16 protein-coding genes and 1 pseudogene are annotated in these 16,789 nt (G+C 66.8%); 10 read left to right on the top strand and 7 right to left on the bottom strand.

Going from position 1 to position 16,789, the window contains the following annotated elements:
- Window positions 1-87: 87 nt before the first annotated feature.
- Window positions 88-987: an SDR family NAD(P)-dependent oxidoreductase gene (locus tag A5681_RS16190; protein ID WP_067276738.1), complete on the bottom strand. Its 900-nt coding sequence runs from the start codon at window positions 985-987 to the stop codon at window positions 88-90.
- Between the two features lie 606 nt (window positions 988-1,593).
- On the opposite strand from A5681_RS16190, the gene A5681_RS16185 reads away from it, so the two are divergent.
- The 3 genes from A5681_RS16185 to A5681_RS16175 all read left to right on the top strand — a co-directional run bounded on the left by A5681_RS16185 (window position 1,594) and on the right by A5681_RS16175 (window position 3,680).
- Window positions 1,594-2,403, top strand: coding sequence for a SigB/SigF/SigG family RNA polymerase sigma factor (locus A5681_RS16185; RefSeq protein WP_067276734.1), 810 nt, complete (start codon window positions 1,594-1,596; stop codon window positions 2,401-2,403).
- A 123-nt stretch (window positions 2,404-2,526) separates the two neighbouring features.
- Window positions 2,527-3,153, top strand: coding sequence for a hypothetical protein (locus tag A5681_RS16180; protein ID WP_067276729.1), 627 nt, complete (start codon window positions 2,527-2,529; stop codon window positions 3,151-3,153).
- Between the two features lie 35 nt (window positions 3,154-3,188).
- A complete protein-coding gene (locus A5681_RS16175) occupies window positions 3,189-3,680 on the top strand; it encodes a DUF2231 domain-containing protein (RefSeq protein WP_067276727.1) in 492 nt (163 codons plus the stop codon).
- Between the two features lie 12 nt (window positions 3,681-3,692).
- On the opposite strand, the gene A5681_RS16170 is transcribed toward A5681_RS16175, so the two are convergent.
- Complete coding sequence (locus A5681_RS16170) at window positions 3,693-4,169, bottom strand: nitroreductase family deazaflavin-dependent oxidoreductase (RefSeq protein ID WP_067276723.1); 477 nt, start codon at window positions 4,167-4,169, stop codon at window positions 3,693-3,695.
- A gap of 146 nt (window positions 4,170-4,315) precedes the next feature.
- On the opposite strand from A5681_RS16170, the gene A5681_RS16165 reads away from it, so the two are divergent.
- The 5 genes and pseudogenes from A5681_RS16165 (at window position 4,316) to A5681_RS16145 (ending at window position 8,851) form a co-directional block, all read left to right on the top strand.
- Window positions 4,316-4,993 carry a TetR family transcriptional regulator gene (locus A5681_RS16165; protein WP_067276720.1) on the top strand — a complete coding sequence of 226 codons (678 nt, stop codon included), beginning with the start codon at window positions 4,316-4,318 and terminating at the stop codon, window positions 4,991-4,993.
- A 39-nt stretch (window positions 4,994-5,032) separates the two neighbouring features.
- Window positions 5,033-6,256, top strand: a complete 1,224-nt coding sequence (locus tag A5681_RS16160) for a cytochrome P450 (RefSeq protein WP_067276716.1) — start codon at window positions 5,033-5,035, stop codon at window positions 6,254-6,256.
- A 46-nt stretch (window positions 6,257-6,302) separates the two neighbouring features.
- Window positions 6,303-6,500: pseudogene (locus A5681_RS16155) on the top strand (amidohydrolase family protein); the annotation flags it as partial.
- A gap of 1 nt (window position 6,501) precedes the next feature.
- Window positions 6,502-7,737: a M24 family metallopeptidase gene (locus A5681_RS16150; protein WP_067276710.1), complete on the top strand. Its 1,236-nt coding sequence runs from the start codon at window positions 6,502-6,504 to the stop codon at window positions 7,735-7,737.
- Entirely contained in the window at window positions 7,727-8,851 is a 1,125-nt protein-coding gene (locus tag A5681_RS16145; RefSeq protein ID WP_067276707.1) for a M24 family metallopeptidase, read from the top strand. Before A5681_RS16150 ends, A5681_RS16145 begins: the two co-directional genes overlap by 11 nt.
- Window positions 8,852-9,011: 160 nt before the next feature.
- Here A5681_RS16145 and A5681_RS16140 read toward each other — a convergent pair whose 3' ends face one another.
- Window positions 9,012-9,575, bottom strand: coding sequence for an HdeD family acid-resistance protein (locus A5681_RS16140; RefSeq protein WP_067276704.1), 564 nt, complete (start codon window positions 9,573-9,575; stop codon window positions 9,012-9,014).
- 53 nt (window positions 9,576-9,628) lie between these two features.
- Entirely contained in the window at window positions 9,629-10,057 is a 429-nt protein-coding gene (locus A5681_RS16135; protein WP_067276700.1) for a hypothetical protein, read from the bottom strand.
- Window positions 10,058-10,508: 451 nt separating this feature from the next.
- Between A5681_RS16135 and A5681_RS16130 the strand changes: the two genes are divergently transcribed.
- Both A5681_RS16130 and A5681_RS16125 read left to right on the top strand, forming a co-directional pair.
- Complete coding sequence (locus A5681_RS16130; protein WP_067276697.1) at window positions 10,509-12,005, top strand: bifunctional phosphatase PAP2/diacylglycerol kinase family protein; 1,497 nt, start codon at window positions 10,509-10,511, stop codon at window positions 12,003-12,005.
- A gap of 83 nt (window positions 12,006-12,088) precedes the next feature.
- Window positions 12,089-12,556: a DUF1003 domain-containing protein gene (locus A5681_RS16125; RefSeq protein ID WP_082968384.1), complete on the top strand. Its 468-nt coding sequence runs from the start codon at window positions 12,089-12,091 to the stop codon at window positions 12,554-12,556.
- A 35-nt stretch (window positions 12,557-12,591) separates the two neighbouring features.
- Here the strand turns inward: A5681_RS16125 and glgX are convergent, their stop codons facing one another.
- The 3 genes from glgX to A5681_RS16110 all read right to left on the bottom strand — a co-directional run bounded on the left by glgX (window position 12,592) and on the right by A5681_RS16110 (window position 16,773).
- On the bottom strand, window positions 12,592-14,712 hold the full coding sequence (gene glgX, locus A5681_RS16120; protein WP_067276694.1) for a glycogen debranching protein GlgX: 2,121 nt from the start codon (window positions 14,710-14,712) through the stop codon (window positions 12,592-12,594).
- 91 nt (window positions 14,713-14,803) lie between these two features.
- On the bottom strand, window positions 14,804-15,823 hold the full coding sequence (dmpG, locus tag A5681_RS16115) for a 4-hydroxy-2-oxovalerate aldolase (RefSeq protein WP_067276692.1): 1,020 nt from the start codon (window positions 15,821-15,823) through the stop codon (window positions 14,804-14,806).
- Window positions 15,820-16,773, bottom strand: a complete 954-nt coding sequence (locus A5681_RS16110; protein ID WP_082968383.1) for an acetaldehyde dehydrogenase (acetylating) — start codon at window positions 16,771-16,773, stop codon at window positions 15,820-15,822. Before A5681_RS16110 ends, dmpG begins: the two co-directional genes overlap by 4 nt.
- Between the last annotated feature and the right edge of the window lie 16 nt (window positions 16,774-16,789).

Raw genomic sequence — 16,789 nt, 5'->3', positions numbered from 1 at the left:
GGCGAAATGACGGTGGTGTTCGGACGTCGGCCCGGGCTCGTGCCGGCCCGCCCGCGCGGCGGCGGGATCGCTTTGCTGCTGGGCGGCTCAGCGCGCGACTTGCCCGGCCCCGATCATCGCGTGCAATTCGTCGACCGACCAGGGTTCGGCCTCATGGTGATCGCGGTAGCCCAGTAGTCGCGGTGTCGGCCGGTCGAAGCTGCCGACGAATCCTCCTGCGGCAACGAAGATCTGGCCCGTAACGGCCTGGGCGAGATCGCTCACCAGGTAGGCGTAGAGCGGGGCCACGAAGGCGGGCGGGGCGCTGTCCAGAGAGGCCCGCATGGTCGTTTCGTCCAGCAAGCCGCGGCGGTGCAGGTCCTCGATGTGTCGTTCGTATTCGGCGCCCGTGGACAGCCTCGTCCTGGCCCCGGGGCACACCACGTTGGCCCGCACGCCGTGCGGTTTCAGTTCGGCGGCGATGGCCATGGTCATCGCGTTCACCGCCCCCTTGCCCGCGGGATAGCCGGTGCCGCCGTAGTCGCCCAGAAAAGCGACCGAGCTCGTCGTGACGAGCGCGCCATGCCCCTGCGCGGCCATCACGCGGGCGGCCGCGCGGCACGTGTGGAACGCCGAGCCGAGGTGAGCGCTGATCAGGCGGTCGAAATCCTCCGGTGAAATGGTCAAGATCGAGGAGCCGGGCGGCTCGGCGATGCCGGCGCAGTTGATCAGGGCGTCCAGCCGCCCGTATGCGCGGACACAGTCGTCGACCAGCGCCCCGGCGACGCGCTCCTCGTTCGCGGGTCCGACCACCGCGGTGGCGCGCCCGCCCGACGCCGTGATGGCCGCGACGGTCTCCTCGACGGCGTCCGCGTCGCGCCCATTGACCACGACGCCGGCGCCCAGGGCACCGAGCAGCTCGGCGACCGCACGCCCGATCCCGCGACTTCCCCCGGCCACCACCACCCCGCGGCCGTCCAGCAGGCCCTCTGCTTCGTTCACCGCCATCGGCGCTGAAACACGTTGTGCGCGACGGGCTCTCGGCGCGGGTCGACGGCGCGTTGCGCGAATGGGGTCACAAACACTAGGCGAACAGTACCCAGCGGGAGCGGAAATGAGAACCTCCGCCGACCGCTGAGGTCGGTCGGATCCGGCGTGTTTGCGCTAATCGGACAGTTCGGCCAAGTTGCCTGGTCACGCACGCGTTCTCGGCTGCCTTCGGTTTGCTGGGCGGGTCCTCGTCATGCGATGAGAACGCTTGCCGACACGTTTCAGCCCCGGTGGCACCAAGCGTCGCGGGGCGGAGCGAAGGGGCGTATAGTCAAAACCGAAGTCCGTTCTGGACGTGTCGCCGTTTAGCTCAAAGCGGCCAGTCAGCCGCACGGCTACCGAGCTCGATATGGCTCCGGCGAAATGCACCCGAGTCGTCTCCCGTCGGTATCCCGTACGCGTTGCCTAACCGACCGGTCCTGCGGATGTTGGTGCTGTAAGGCGATTCCGCGCGTAGGCGCACGCCTTGCTGCACACGACTCAGAGGAGTGAGTCAGCGATGCAAAAATCTCGAGGCACCAAAGCTTTCCGGCTCAACCGCGCCAACATTGGGCGCGTGGGCCTATGACCGACGTAATAACGACCCCCCGCCCGGCCGAGTGCCGCGACAAGAAAGCCGATGATTCCTACGACGATGTGGTCGAAATGTTCGTCGAGCTGCGGCAGATGCCCGCCGAGTCGCATGAGTACAGGCGCCAGCGCGAACGCATCGTGGCCCGGTGCCTGCCCTTGGCCGACCATGTGGCCAGCCACTTCGCCCGCCGCGGCGAAGGCATCGATGACCTCGTTCAGGTGGCGCGCCTGGGGTTGATGAACGCCGTCAACCGGTTCGATCCCGCCAAGGGGCCCAGCTTCATCGGGTTCGCGGTGCCCACCATGATGGGTGAGGTCCGAAGGTACTTCCGCGATTACAGCTGGGGCATGCGTGTTCCACGGCGGTTGCGCGAATTGCACGTCCAGATCAGCAGGACGACCGGCGACCTGGCGCAGAAGCTGGGGCGGGCGCCCAACGCGGGCGAGCTGGCACAGGTGCTGGAGGTTCCCCGCGAGGAAATCGTCGAATGCCTCGTCGCGGGCGACGCCTACCGCCTGGATTCTCTGGATGCCCCGGTGGGCACCGACAGTTCGGGCACGCCCCGACTGGTCGCCGACGCGGTGGGCGGTATCGATCCGCAGATCGAGCACATCACCAACCGGGAGGCGCTGCGCGTCCTGGTTGGCGGCCTCCCCGAACGCGAACGCGAGGTCTTGCGCATGCGGTTCTTCGAATCGATGACGCAGAGCCAGATCGCCGAGCGCATCGGGGTGTCACAGATGCAGGTTTCCCGCATCCTGGCCGGCACCCTGCGCTGCCTGCGCGACCAATTGGAGTAACAACGCCTCATCGCCCGCCAGGGGCCTTCGGCGCCACGACCGCGCCACGCCGCAATGTACTGTGCGATTCGGGAACGAACTCGACTGTGGCGCCGAAGGTGGCCTGGGAAGGGAGCTCGAACGATGAGGACTTCACGGACGGTGGCCGCGGGTATCGCGGCGACGACGGCGCTGGCGGTTGCGGTAGCCGGATGCGGTGGCAAGAATTCAACGCCTCCTTCGACGTCCAAGCCGGGATCGTCCAGCTCGACGTCCAGCGCGCAGAGCTCGGCGCCGGCGTCGTCGGCGCCAGCGCAGCCGAGCGAATACTCCGGGCTGCTGATAAAGGCCAGTGACATCAACGCCCCGATCCCGTTCACGGCCACCCCGCCGACCAGCAATCCGAACGGCCAGCCGGGCGTCGCGACGACGTTCAAGGACGAGGACGGCAGCCACGTCATCAAGGACACCATCCAGGTGTTCGCCGACCCCGGCGCCGCCACGAACGCGTTGAACGCGGCCAAGGGCGCTCAAGGTGACGTGATCAAGAATCCGACCACGCAGGCCGCCAACGTCGGGACGGGCGCAACGACCCTGCTTGGCAATTCCCCCGACCGCAGCAAGGGTGTGACCCTGCTGCTGTTCACCGAGGGCAGGGCGTTCGTCACGCTTCAGTTCGATGGGCCACCCGACACCTTGGCACCAGGGGACTTCGTCAACGACGTGGGCCAGAAACAGGACGCGGCCATCAAGAAGGGGCTCGGCGGCTGAGCGCCAGCTGACCGCCCGCCACACCAAGGAGCCCGATGACCATTATCAACGGCCTGCCGGCCCATGCCCTGCTGCTGCACTTCGTCGTGGTGCTGGTCCCGCTGACCGCTGTGTTGGAGATCGTGTGCGTGTTCTGGCCGACGGCGCGCCGGGGCCCGCTGTTGTGGCTCGCACTGTTATTCGCTGTCGCGACGATGGTGTTGACGCCGATCACGGTCGACGCCGGGGAATGGCTTTACGACCTCAGGGCCAAACCCGATGCCATCCTGCAGAAGCACGCCACCCTGGGCGAGACGATGACCTACTTTGCCGCCGCACTGCTGGCGGCGGCGCTGGTGCTGGTGGTGATGCGTGTGATCGAACGCCGCTCGGACAAGAGCCGCGTGGTCGTCCGGGCGACCATCGCGATACTGGTGCTCGCAGTCGCCATCTCATCGATGGTCCAGATCTACCGCGTGGGCGACGCTGGGGCGCAATCGGTTTGGGGCGGGGAGATCGCGCGCCTGAAATCCCACCACCCGGGTTAGCGGTCGCTGCGCCTACCCGACCGGCGTGAGTAGAAATAGGCGAAATTGACGCCGGCCCGCATGGTCCTGGGCTATCTGGTAGTTCGGCCAGTGAGCCACCGCCGTGGACCATGCTTCCTCACGTTCCGCGCCGGTGAGCAGCCGGACCGAGGCGACGAAGCGATGGCCGCGCCTGCGGACGGTAACGCGTTGTGCCGCTTTGAGGTTCGCCGACCATGAGGGATGGCGCTCTCGGCCCCAGTTGGACCCGACCAGCAACAGCCCGCCGTCGAATGGCACGTACTGCACCGTCGCCGTACGGGCGAGGCCCGTCTTGCGGCCCGAAGTGGTGATCTGGACGTTGGGCAGGCCGGCGAGATCGAGCACACCGAACCGCCCGGTCGTCGCGAAGCGAAGCAGCGCCTCGAGACTCTCCGCGACCGGCCGGCCGGTCAAGACGAGCCGGCGGTAGGCCGCCGGATTGCGAGCCACCCGCTGCAGCGGATTCATACGCCGACTGTATTCGCGGGGGGCCCGCGGCGGGCGTCGGAGCGGTGAAATGACCTTGACGGCTGGGGTTTCCGACTGTGGTGTCACCGGCCCGCTCGAGAGGCCACGCCGGATTAAATAAATTGCTTGATTTAATCCGGTGGTCGGTGTTCACTGGGGCGATGACCGCCGAGCGCGCCGCTCGCTCCGATAGGTCGACGGGCACCCGGGAGGCGATCCTGTCGGCCGCGGAAGTGCTGTTCGCCGAGCGTGGCATGTATGCCGTTTCGAACCGGCAGATCAGCGAGGCGGCCGGACAGGGCAACAACGCCGCGGCGTGCTATCACTTCGGCACGAGAACCGACCTGCTGCGGGCGATCGAGGACAAGCACCGCGAGCCGATCGAGCAGCTGCGGGCCCGAATGCTGACCGCCATCGACGATTCGGCCGATCTTCGCGACTGGGTGGGCGCGCTGGTGCGACCACTGACCGATCATCTGCACGCGTTGGGCACCCCCAGCTGGTACGCCCGGTTCGCCGCCCAGGCGATGGCCGATCCCACCTACCGCCACGTCGTCACCAAGGATGCGCTCGCCTCACCGCTGCTGGTGCAAACGATCGACGGCATCAACCGCTGCCTTCCCGACCTGCCAAGGCGCGTCCGGTCAGAACGCATGGTCATGGTGCGCAACCTGCTCATGCACACCTGCGCCGAGCACGAAGGCGCCCTGGCCGAGCACGGGCCGCGGGCGCGTTCGGCCTGGCCGGTCGCCGGCGAGGGCCTGATCGACGCCATGGTCGGCCTGTGGCGCGCACCGGTTCATGTGAGCCCGGCGGGCGCCTAGCCCCGGCGGACACCGCAACAGGCCTAACCGAGGAGCACGATGACCGACGTCACGACCGACACCGATATCCCGGAGTTCCCGATGTCGCGAGCCCCAGGTTGCCCGTTCGCCCCGCCGCCAAAAGTCTTGGAGCTCAACGCCGACAAACAGTTGAGCCGGGTCAGGATCTGGGATGACAGCACGCCGTGGCTGATCCACGGATATGAGGCGATCCGGGCGTTGTTCACCGACTCACGCACCAGTGTCGATGACCGGCTGCCGGGATACCCGCATTGGAACGAGGGCATGCTCGCGACGGTGCACAAGCGCCCGCGTTCGGTGTTCACCTCCGACGCCGAAGAGCACACCCGGTTTCGCCGGATGCTGTCAAAGCCGTTCACCTTCAAGCGGGTTGAGGCGCTGCGCCCGGCGGTGCAGAAAATCACCGACGACCACATCGACGCGTTGCTGGCCGGACCCAAACTGGGCGACATCGTCAGCACGTTGGCACTCCCTGTCCCCTCCTTGGTCATCAGCCAGTTGCTGGGCGTGCCGTACCAGGACGCGGATTTCTTCCAGACCCAGGCCCAGCGGGGCATGGGCCGCTACGCCACCGAGGAGGACACGGCGCAGGGCGCCGCATCGTTGGCGAAGTACCTGGCGAACCTGGTGCGGACCAAGATGCAAAGCCCGTCCGAGGATTTGGTTTCCGACCTGGCCGAGCGGGTCAGCGCCGAGGAGCTCAGCGTGCGTGAGGCCGCCCAATTGGCCACCGGGGTGCTCATCGCCGGTCACGAGACCACCGCCAACATGATCAGCCTGAGCGTCGCGGCCCTCCTCGACCATCCGGACCAGCTGGAGCTGATGCGCGATACCGACGACCCGAAGGTGATCGCCGTCGCGGTCGAGGAATTGATGCGCTACCTCAGCATCATCCAGACGGGGCAGCGCCGGATCGCCGTGGAGGACATCGAGGTGGGCGGCGAGACGATCCGCGCCGGCGAGGGCATCATCCTCGACGTCGCGCCGGCGAACTGGGACACCCGGCAATTCCCCGACCCGGACCGGCTCGACCTGCGCCGCGAGGACGGCCCGCACGTCGGCTTCGGCTACGGCCGCCACCAGTGCGTCGGGCAGCAGCTGGCCCGGATGGAACTGCAAATCGTCCTGCCCACGCTCCTGCGCCGCGTCCCATCCCTGCGACTCGCGGTGCCGCTGGTCGACCTCCCCTTCAAGCACGACGCGCTGGCTTACGGCCTCTACGAGCTGCCCGTGACATGGTGAAGCCCGACCTGAGCCTGCAGGTGCCCGACCTGCGCGGCGAATTCGCTTTATGGTGGACTCTCTCGGGCTCGCCCAGATCGACGAGAGCGGAATCGATAAGGTGATGTGGTCGTCGGACTACCCGCACAACGAGAGCACGTACGGCTACTCGGAGCGGTCGCTGGCCGCGGTCGTGGACGCCGTCGGGCCCGAGAACGCGGTCCGCGTCGTCAGCGGAAACGTCCGGAAGTTCTTGGGTCTTTGAGATGGCCGAATCGCTGAGTGCCCCGGGCACGCTCATCGACATTCCCGACGAGCCGGACCGGTTGCGGATGCGTTCCGAAATCGGCGCGAGGCTGCGGACCACCATGGCCGACCATGGCGTCGACGCGCTGGTATTGCTGATGAACGGCTACGTCGGGTACGCGACGGGGGCCAGCTGGCCCCTGTTGGACGCGGGTCTGTCGCACGTGGAGCGTCCCGTCGCGGTCGTGCTCGCCGACGACGAATACCCGCACCTGTTCATGCCGTTCCGCGGCGGCGCGTCCACCGAGTCACCGGTGCCCGACGATCATCTGCACGGGCCCGTGTACCTCGAATTCGACCATGGCGTCGAACAATTCGCCCGCGAGCTGGCGGGGCTGATTCCGCCGGGGGCGAGCGTCGCCGTCGACGAACTGACCGGGGCGATGCGAAGGGCCGGCCCCAAGCTGTTCCCCGGGGGCGAGCCGACGGATGCGGCGATCGTGATCGGTGCCGCGCAGCTGGTGAAGACGCGGGATGAGCTGTCCTGTCTTCGCCGGGCCACCCGCATCACCGAAGAGGCGATCGTCGACGTGCAGCGGGCACTGGCGCCGGGGGTCCGCCAGATCGACCTGTCGGCGACGCTGGTGCGTCGCGCCTTCGAGCTGGGCGCCACGACCAACATGCTGGAGGCCATCTGGCAGGTGATGCCGAGTTCCCGGGAAACCGGGGTGTGGACGACGCATGGCGATCTGGCGCTGCCGCTGCTTCCCACCGATCGTGAACTGGCCGCCGGTGACGTGCTGTGGACCGATATCAGCATCACCTACGCCGGGTATTGCTCCGACTTCGGCCGGACCTGGGTGGTCGGCCGGCCACCCACCCAGCGACAGCAGGATCAGTTTCGACAGTGGCGGGCGATCATGGACGCGGTGCTCGCGGTGACCAAAGCCGGTGTCACCTCCGGTGATCTGGCGCGTGCGGCGATCGCCGCCAATGGTGGCCGCAAACCGTGGTTGCCGCATTTCTACCTGGGGCACGGCATCGGTACCTATCCCGCCGAAGCCCCGATGATCGGAACCGATCTCGGCGAGGATTTCGACGACAACTTCGTCTTCCCGGCCGGCATGGTGCTGGTGCTGGAACCCGTGGTGTGGGAAGACGGCACTGGCGGATATCGCAGTGAGGAGATCGTGGTGATCACCGAGGACGGCTACCTGCCGATCACCAACTACCCCTACTCCCCTTATGGCGACTGAGGTTCAGCCCGATCCCGCCGCGTTGCGGACGGGGCGTCGGGAGCGCGCGCTGGCGCAGATGGACGCGCACGGGCTGGACATCCTGGTGCTCGGGCGGCAAGCCAACATCCGTTACGTGACCGGGGCGCCGCAGTTGTGGATCGCCGGGACACGCCCGTTCGGCCCGATGTGTGTCGTCGTGCGCGGGTCCGGGGAGATCTATCTCAACAGCACCGACGACGAGGGCGTTCCGGAGGAGATCGGGCACAATCACCTCTACGGGCTGGCCTGGAATCCGATGACGCTGGTCGACGTGCTCAAGAAGATCGACGGCGCCGACACCGCGCGCCGGGTCGGAACCGATGCCATCACACCGACTTTCGCGGCGTTGCTGCCCGAGGCGTTCCCCAATGCCGAGCTCGTCGACGCGGAGCCCGCGATGCGGGCCGCGCGGCGCATCAAGACGGCTGACGAGATCGCCGCGATGGACACCGCGCTCCGGGTTGCCGAACGCGGACTCGCCGCCGCGCTAGCCGAATTCGCGCCAGGCGTCGCGGAGCGCACACTGGCCGGCGCCATGATGGAGGCCATGGCCGCGGGCGGGGTGAGCACGCCCGCGACGCAGGATGCGGCCTGGGTGACGTCGAAGGAACACCCGTGGCGCCGCGCGGGATCGGGTGAGGTGGGCTCCGGAGATCTGGTCGCGTTCGCCGCCGGGGCCCTGGCGAACGGTTACGTCGCGGAGGTGGGTCGGACCTGGCCGTCCGGCGACAGCGCCGACGGGGCTACCCGCGACCTCTTCAGGCGGTCGAACACGTTGCACGCCAACATGCTTGCGGCCTGCCGCCCCGGAGCGCCCATCTCCGACCTGGTGGCCGCCTACGAGGCGGTCGGTGAACCGATTCCGCCGATGCCGATCGCGCACGGGTTGGGGCTGGGGTTCGATCCACCCGTGGTGTCCCAAACCCTGCTGGCCGCAGGCGAACACGACCAACTGGAGGCCGGCATGGTTTTAGCGATCACCGGCTACGTGTGGCAAGAGCGTGTTGGGGCGGTATTCAGACGTGACACCGTGCACATCACCGGGAACGGCCACGACGTGCTGACCGCCAGCCCGTCGTGGTCCGGTCAATGAAATCACTTGCGTCACTGTCTGCTCGGTGACCGCGGCGTCGCTGGCCGCGCCATCGCTGTAACTGCGGCATCAGCCACGGAACGCGGGCTGAATCGCGTGCCCACGGTCGGCGGCCAGTTGGCCTCCGACGTTTAGCGCCGTACCGGTGGGTGCTCCTCGGCTAGGTCGCTGGTTGCGCTGGGTGACGAGCGCCACCGGTCAACCGCTCAAAACCGCGCTCGACCGAACTGATTCCCTTGCGCACCCGCAAAGCCCAGACGATCTGCGTGATCCCGATGACGACAAGCGACACCCCGGCGACAATTGCCAATAAGACGATCGAATGCAACGGCCAGGCGATCACTATCATTCCGGCGAGGATGCTCACCGCGCCGGAAAATATGTGCCAGCCGCGCTCGGGCAATGCCTGATTGCTGATAGCCAGCGCCGATTCCGCGACGCCCTGAAAGATGAAGCCGACCCCAATCCAGATTGCCAGCAGTACGATTGGCCAGCCGGCATAGAAGTGGCGGAAGGCGAACACACCCAGAACGATCGACAGCGCCCCACTCATGAACAACAGCACGCCCTCGGACAACCCCAGCGCGAACGCGGCGGCAATCTGGGCTATGCCGGACGCAATCAGGTAGATGCCAAACAATACCGCTGCAGCCAGGATCGATTTGCCCGGCCACACCAGCACTATTACGCCCAAGATCAGCGTCAGCACTCCCCAGGCAAGCATTGATTTCCAAAGGTTGCGGACTACATCTCGAGTGTCGAAGGTGGTCACGATTCTCAACTCCTTGCGGCTAATTGGTCGGCCTCGCCTCGGGCGAGTTCCGCGCGCACTACGGCCCACTCCGCTGCGTCCAGGCAGTACGCCGCGAGGTTTACGGCCACAACCGCATCGTCCTCGGCGTTCTCAGCCGCACGCTCGGCGCTCTTTTCCTTCATGTCGCCCTGCCACTTTTCGAAGTCGGCACGCATCTGATTGATCTGATGCTCGATCGAGTTCTTGGTTTCCGACCACCAGCTGCGGGCGTCTTCCTTCACCAGGGTCGCGGCCGCCTCCAGCTCGATCTTCTCCTGCTCGATTGCGGCCTCGAGTTCGTCACGGCGGGCCCGCAGTTTTTCTCGGTTTTTCTCTTGCACCGCAGCCGCCGAGTCCTCGACTTTCTTGACCCGCCCTGCCAGGTCCAGCAGCGACTCCGACAACTTTCTCATCTCATTCCTTCCATCGATCCGTCATCGGACAGCGACTAGTGTGCGCCGTTGGCAACTGCCGACGTAGAGCAAAGGGTCACATGATGGCCACTTCTGACATCAAAGAAGAAGCACCACAGGCTGTTTGGCATAGTTTCGGTCTTGACCAAACGTCATCACTGACGGGTTCGGCAACTGGGTCAGCTGTTCCGCGAAGGGCACAACCAAAGCCACTTAGTGCCCCAAATGATTTGCGCGGCTAAGCAACTCCTCGAGCGCCTAGCCGAATCGGTGCCACCGCTCAGAACCTTCGCCCGAACGAGCAAAAACCACCCCGGCCAACGGGTATTTCCGGAGTAACTTCTTCGGCGCATCGATGACTTTGGGCCCTATGCCGCCGAACCTGGGCGCCGAAAGATGGCGACGAACCACCAGGCGCTGTGGGGTATCCCCGACGGCAGGGGTTGAGGCGATGAGGATTCCGCGGTTGCGCTCCTCGCGGGCGGCCCGGCAGATCACTGCGGGCCTGAGCACCCTCGACGCTGAGCTTTTCGACGCGATCGCGGAGTCACGGAGTCCGCTGCTCGATAAATGGATGCCGGCGCTCTCCCGGGCGGCCGATCACGGCAAGCTGTGGTTCGCGATTGCGGCGGCGCTAGCGATGTCGGGCAACCGATCCGCTGGCCACGCCGCGGGCCGCGGTGTGGCCAGCCTTGCGGTGACGAGCCTGGTCACCAATCAGCTGGCTAAGCGGATGTGGCGCCGCAAGCGACCCTCCCACGAATCCGTTCCGCTGCTGCGACGTCTGCATAAATATCCCAAGTCCAATTCGCTACCGTCCGGCCACTCCGCAAGCGCTGCCGCCTTCACGGTCGGCGTCGGGATGGAAAATCCGATGCTGGGGCTGCTGATCGCGCCGCTTGCCGGCCTCGTCGGGGTTTCCCGCGTCGGAACCGGTGCGCACTATCCCAGTGACGTGTTTGCGGGCGTCGGCATCGGCGCGTCGATCGCGGTCCTGGGCTCGCGCTTGGTCCCGCCAATAGCCGAGCACAAGCTCCCTTCGGCCGACCCGCTACGCATCGAGACGCCGCCCCGACCCGATGGCGCCGGGGTGGTCCTCGTGGTCAATCCCGCTTCGGGGAGCGGTAGCGGCGCGCGCATCATCGGCGAGGTTCGACGAGAACTGCCGAATGCCGAGATCGTCGAACTCGCCACGAACGACAACATCGAAGACGTGGTCCGTGCGGCAGCCGAACGGGCTGAGGTACTCGGCGTCGGTGGTGGCGACGGAACGGTGGCGTGCGCAGCGGCCATCGCGGTAGATGCCGGACGGCCGCTCGCGGTCTTCCCGGCCGGCACGTTCAACCACTTCGCGAAGGACATCGGGTGCGACCACCAAGCCAAGACGATCCGCGCCATACAGAAGGGCACCGTTTCGTGCGTCGATCTGTTGTGCTTCAACGATTCCCAGGTGATCGTCAACACCGCAAGCATCGGTACCTATCCGAGGCTCGTGCAAACGCGCGAACGGTTGGAGCACACAATAGGCAAGCCGTTAGCAGCCGCCTACGCAATGCTTCGCGTCCTGCGCCATGAGCAACCGGTGCGAATCAGCTACGACAACAAGACGATGCAGACATCGCTGGTCTTCCTGGGCAATTCGATCTACCTACCGTCCGGCTTCGCGCCCGCGCAACGCAGCCGGTTAGACACCGGGTTGATCGATGTTCGCATTCTGGAGACAGGCCGTCCTTTTAGCAAGATTCGAGTCATGACGGCACTCATGCTGGGGCGGCTGCAACGCAGCCGGCTATATCACGAGCATCACGTTCCCGAGTTCAGCTTCCGTTCCGTTGATGGGCCGACCGCCGTGGCGATGGACGGCGAGGTGGATGGACAGCACGAGCATGCACGCTTCACCGTTCGGTATCGGGCTCTGCCGGTGTTCTGCCCACCGCGGCGGCGCTAAGCTCCACAGCCCGACATTGCCTTGCTGAGCATCAGTTTTCGCCGCACTACTGAAAGATTCGGTGAGTGAGAGGAAGAGATCCCATGGCAATTTCACACGAGCAGTTCCTCGGCCACACACCACAATTGGTTCCGCGCAAGCTGGTTCGCACCGGCCGGGTGCACCATCCCGCCGTGCTCGCTGAAGCGAAGAGACGGAACAACGATTTCCAGCTGCGCCTCGCCGACCAGATCACAGCATTCGCGGGGTCGATGAATTTCATCTGGATCCACGCGGCGCTGTTCGCGGTTTGGATGATCTTTCTGGAACGAAGTCCATGGCCGACGCTGACGTTGACGGTGTCCCTCGAAGCGATCTTCCTGTCCACCTTCGTCCTGATCGGCCAGAATCGGCAGGCGGAATTCCAGCAGGCCAAGGCCGACCACGAATTTCATACCGAAGAACAAGAGCTACATATCAACACCGAACTGACACGCCAGATCCATGAACTGACCCAGGAACTGCACCGCCACATTCTCGGAAAAGCTCCCGACAACGGGGAACTCGCGTAGTACTTCCACGCAATTGACGATTCCGGCGTCATGCCTCATGACATCCCGGTTCTCGAGGGTGCCCGCTCGGCAGGGCAGGTGCAGATGACAACGGAGCGCGGCCCGGCTGGCAGCGGCCCGGCCGCTCCGACCCGGGTGGGATCGAAGCTGTCGCAGACGACCCGCCAGTCGCTCGCGGGGACGCCAGCGGGCAGCGCGAATGTCATTGTCTCCCACCAACCGTTGATCAGGACGAGGAAGAGATCGTCGAGCAGCGGGGTGCCGTCCTCGCCGCAGTCCGGATCGACCGACCCGTCGATCAGCACGGCGACGCTGCGCGCCAGCGGGTCCGTCCAGTCCGGGTCGGTCATGTCGCTGCCCGACGGGGTGAACCAACGCAGGTCGCGGGCCGCGGGCCCGGTGAGGAAACGCCGCCGCCGGAAGACCGGGTGGCCGCGGCGCAACGCGATGAGGTCGGTTGTGAAGCCCAGCAGCTCGCGATCGACCGTCGACCAGTCGAACCAGCTGATCTCGTTGTCCTGGCAGTAGGCGTTGTTGTTGCCGCGCTGTGTGCGGCCGAACTCGTCGCCGCCTAAGAGCAGCGGCACACCGGCCGACAGCATCAGCGTGGCGAGGAACGCGCGCTGCTGTCGCGACCGCAACGTCAGCACATCCGCGTCGGCGGTCGGCCCCTCCGCGCCGCAGTTCCAGGAGCGGTTGTCGTTGCTGCCGTCGTTGTTGTTCTCCAGGTTGGCGTCATTGTGTTTGTCGTTGTAGGAGACCAGGTCGGCCAGCGTGAAGCCGTCGTGGACCGTGACGAAGTTGATCGATGCGCTGGGCCGGCGGCCCTCGTCGCGGCGGCCGTAGAGGTCGGCGGAGCCGCTCAGTCGCGACGCGAAATCGCCGAGGAGCCCGTCGTGGCTGCGCCAGAAGTCCCGCACCGTGTCGCGGAACCGGCCGTTCCATTCACTCCACTGGGGCGGGAACCGGCCCAGCTCATAACTGTCGAACCGGCCGACGTCCCACGGCTCGGCGATCAGCTTGACCCGGGAGATCACCGGGTCCTGGGCGACCAGCGCAAAGAACGCGGCGAACGGATCGAAGTCGCCGCCCTGCCGGCCCAGCGTCGTCGCCAGGTCGAAGCGGAAACCGTCGACCCCCATCTCCGAGACCCAGTAGCGCAGCGAATCCATGATCATCTGCAGCGTCGCCGGGTGATCGGCGTTGACCGCGTTGCCGGTGCCGGTGGTGTCGACGTAGCGCGACGGGTCCGCCGGATCCAGGCGGTAGTAGGCGCGGTTGTCCAGGCCCCGGTGACACAGCGTGGGACCGCCGGCCCCGCCTTCGGCGGTGTGGTTGAACACGACGTCGAGCACCACCTCCAGGCCCGCGCCGTGCAGCCGGTTGACCATGGCGCAGAACTCCTCGACCTGTCCGCCCGGGAGGCCCGCCCGCACGGCCGCCGAGTACCCCGCGTGCGGCGCGAAGAAGCCGATGGTGTTGTAGCCCCAGTAATTGGTCAGCCCGCGGTCCACCAGGAACTGTTCGGGCACGTGGTGATGCACCGGCAGCAGTTCCACCGCGGTGACGCCCAGGTCCACCAGATGATCCACCGCCGCGTCGTGCGCCAGCCCTGCGTACGTTCCCCGCAGAGGCAGGGGTATGTCGGGGTGAGTGGCGGTGAACCCGCGCACATGCACCTCGTAGAGCACCGTCTCGGCGAGGGAGTAGTGGGGCCGCGATGCCGCGGGCACCGAGGTGTCGCCGATCACCAGGCTGCGCGGCACGCATGCCGCGGAATCCAATTGGCTTGGCGCCGAGGGGTTTTCGACGTCGTGGCCGAGCAACTCCGGGCCGTACCGCACGTCTCCGGCGATGGCGCGCGCATAGGGGTCGAGCAGCAGCTTGGCCGGGTTGTAGCGCAGGCCCCGCCCCGGGTCGAACGGTCCGTCGACGCGGTACCCGTAGGCCTGCCCGGCGTGCACGCCGGGCACGAATCCGTGCCACACGTCGCCGTCGCGGTCCGGCAGCTCCAACCGCGACTCACTGCCGTGGCGGTCGAACAGGCACAGCGTCACCCGGTCGCCCCCCGACGACACGGCGAAGTTGGTGCCGCGCGGGTCGGAGGTGGCGCCGAGGGGGGTGGGGCTGCCCGGCAAGACCTGAAGGCTCGTCATGGCTCCGTCGTTGCTGCGCGTAGGAGGGACTGCCTTGCAGTCTCGTCCGGTGGCGGCTCACACGCCAGAGTCCAAGGGCACACGCCCTCCGTCAGGCGGACGCCCGTTCCCCGGTCAGGTCGAGGGCGATGTCGACGAGCAGGTCCTCCTGACCGCCGACCAGTCCGCGGCGCCCGGCCTCGACCAGTAGCGATCGCGCGTCGACGTCGAACCGCTCGGCGGTTGCCTCGGCGTGGCGCAGGAAGCTGGAGTACACGCCGGCGTAGCCCAGCGTCAGGGTTTCCCGGTCGACGCGCACCGGGCGCTCCTGCAGGGGCCGCACCAGGTCGTCGGCCGCGTCTTCGAGCGCGTTGAGGTCGCAGCCGTGTTTCCAGCCCATGCGGGTGGCCGCCGCGATGAAGACCTCCAGCGGCGCGTTGCCGGCGCCGGCGCCCATGCCCGTCAGTGACGCGTCGACGCGGTGGCAGCCGTGCTCGACGGCGACGATCGAATTCGCCACCCCGAGCGACATGTTGTGGTGCGCGTGGATGCCGACTTCGGTTGCCTCGTCCAGGCTTTCGCGGACGGTCCGTACCCGGTCGGCGACGTCGCGCATGGTCATCGCGCCACCGGAGTCGACGACGTAGACGCACCCGGCCCCGTATCCCTCCATCAGGACGGCCTGCTCGGCGAGCTTCTGCGGGGTGGTCATGTGGCTCATCATGAGGAAGCCGACGGTGTCCATGCCGAGGTCGCGCGCCGCGGCGATGTGGTGCGCGGAGATGTCGGCCTCGGTGCAGTGCGTCGCGACGCGCACGACACTGGCGCCCGCCCGGTGCGCGGCGGTCAGGTCGCGGACCGTCCCGATGCCCGGCAGCACGAGGGTCGCCACTTTGGCCCGTTTCACGGTGCCGGCCACGGCTTCGATCCACTCCAGGTCGGTGTGGGCGCCGAACCCGTAGACGCAGCTGGACCCGGACAGCCCGTCGCCGTGGGCGACCTCGATCGAGTCCACCCCGGCCTCGTCCAGCGCCCGGGCGATCGCGGTGACCTGCTCCAGGGTGTAGGAGTGCCGGACGGCGTGCATCCCGTCACGCAGCGTGACATCGCTGATGTAGAGCGCCTTGCTCATTTCCGTACTCCCACAGTCGTCATCGAGTGCGCGGCGATTCGTTCCGCGGTGGCCAGGGCGGCCGACGTCATGATGTCGAGGTTGCCCGCGTAGGCGGGCAGGTAGTGCGCGGCGCCCGTCACCTGCAGCATCACGGTGACCCGCGTGCCGATGAACTTCCCGGTCTCGGGGATGTGCAGCGGCCGGTCGGCGTCGAACGTCTCGAACTGGACGGGCTTGGTGAGCTTGTAGCCGGGCACATAGCGGGTGACCCGCTCCACCATCTCGGCGATCGAGGCGCTGACGGCTTCGTGGTCGCAGTCGCCCTCGACCAGGCAGTAGACGGTGTTGCGCATGAGGATCGGCGGGTCGGCCGGGTTGAGGATGATCACCGCCTTGCTGCGCTGCGCTCCGCCAACCACTTTGAGCGCGGTGGCGGTCGTCTCGGTGAACTCGTCGATGTTCGCGCGCGTGCCCGGGCCGGCCGACTTGGACGAGATGGACGAGACGATCTCGGCGTACGACACCAGGGCCGCGTTGTTGACGGCGGCGACGATCGGCACGGTGGCCTGCCCGCCGCACGTGACCATGTTGAGGTTCGGCGCGTCGATGTGGTCATCCAGATTTACCACCGGCACGCAGAAGGGCCCGATGGCCGCCGGCGTAAGGTCGAGCACACGAACATCCTTGTCGCGCAGCATGTTCCAGTGCTTGACGTGTGCGCTCGCGCTGGTGGCGTCGAACACGAGCCGGATGTCGTCGAAGTGGGGCATCGCCAGCAGGCCCTCGATGCCCTCGGACGACGTCGGCGCGCCAAGGCGTTTCGCCCTGGCCAGCCCGTCGGAGCCGGGGTCGATGCCGATCATCGCCGCCATCTGCAGCGGTCCCTCGCTGCGGAGAACCTTGATCATCAAGTCGGTGCCGATGTTGCCGGATCCGATGATGGCGACCGGATATCGTTCGTTACTCACTGAACTGCTCCTTGTT

The organism is Mycobacterium scrofulaceum (assembly GCF_001667885.1).
GTDB classification, from domain to species: Bacteria; Actinomycetota; Actinomycetes; order Mycobacteriales; family Mycobacteriaceae; genus Mycobacterium; species Mycobacterium scrofulaceum_C.
Note: the sequence above shows the minus strand (reverse complement) of the source record. Positions and strands in the feature narration are given on the sequence as shown.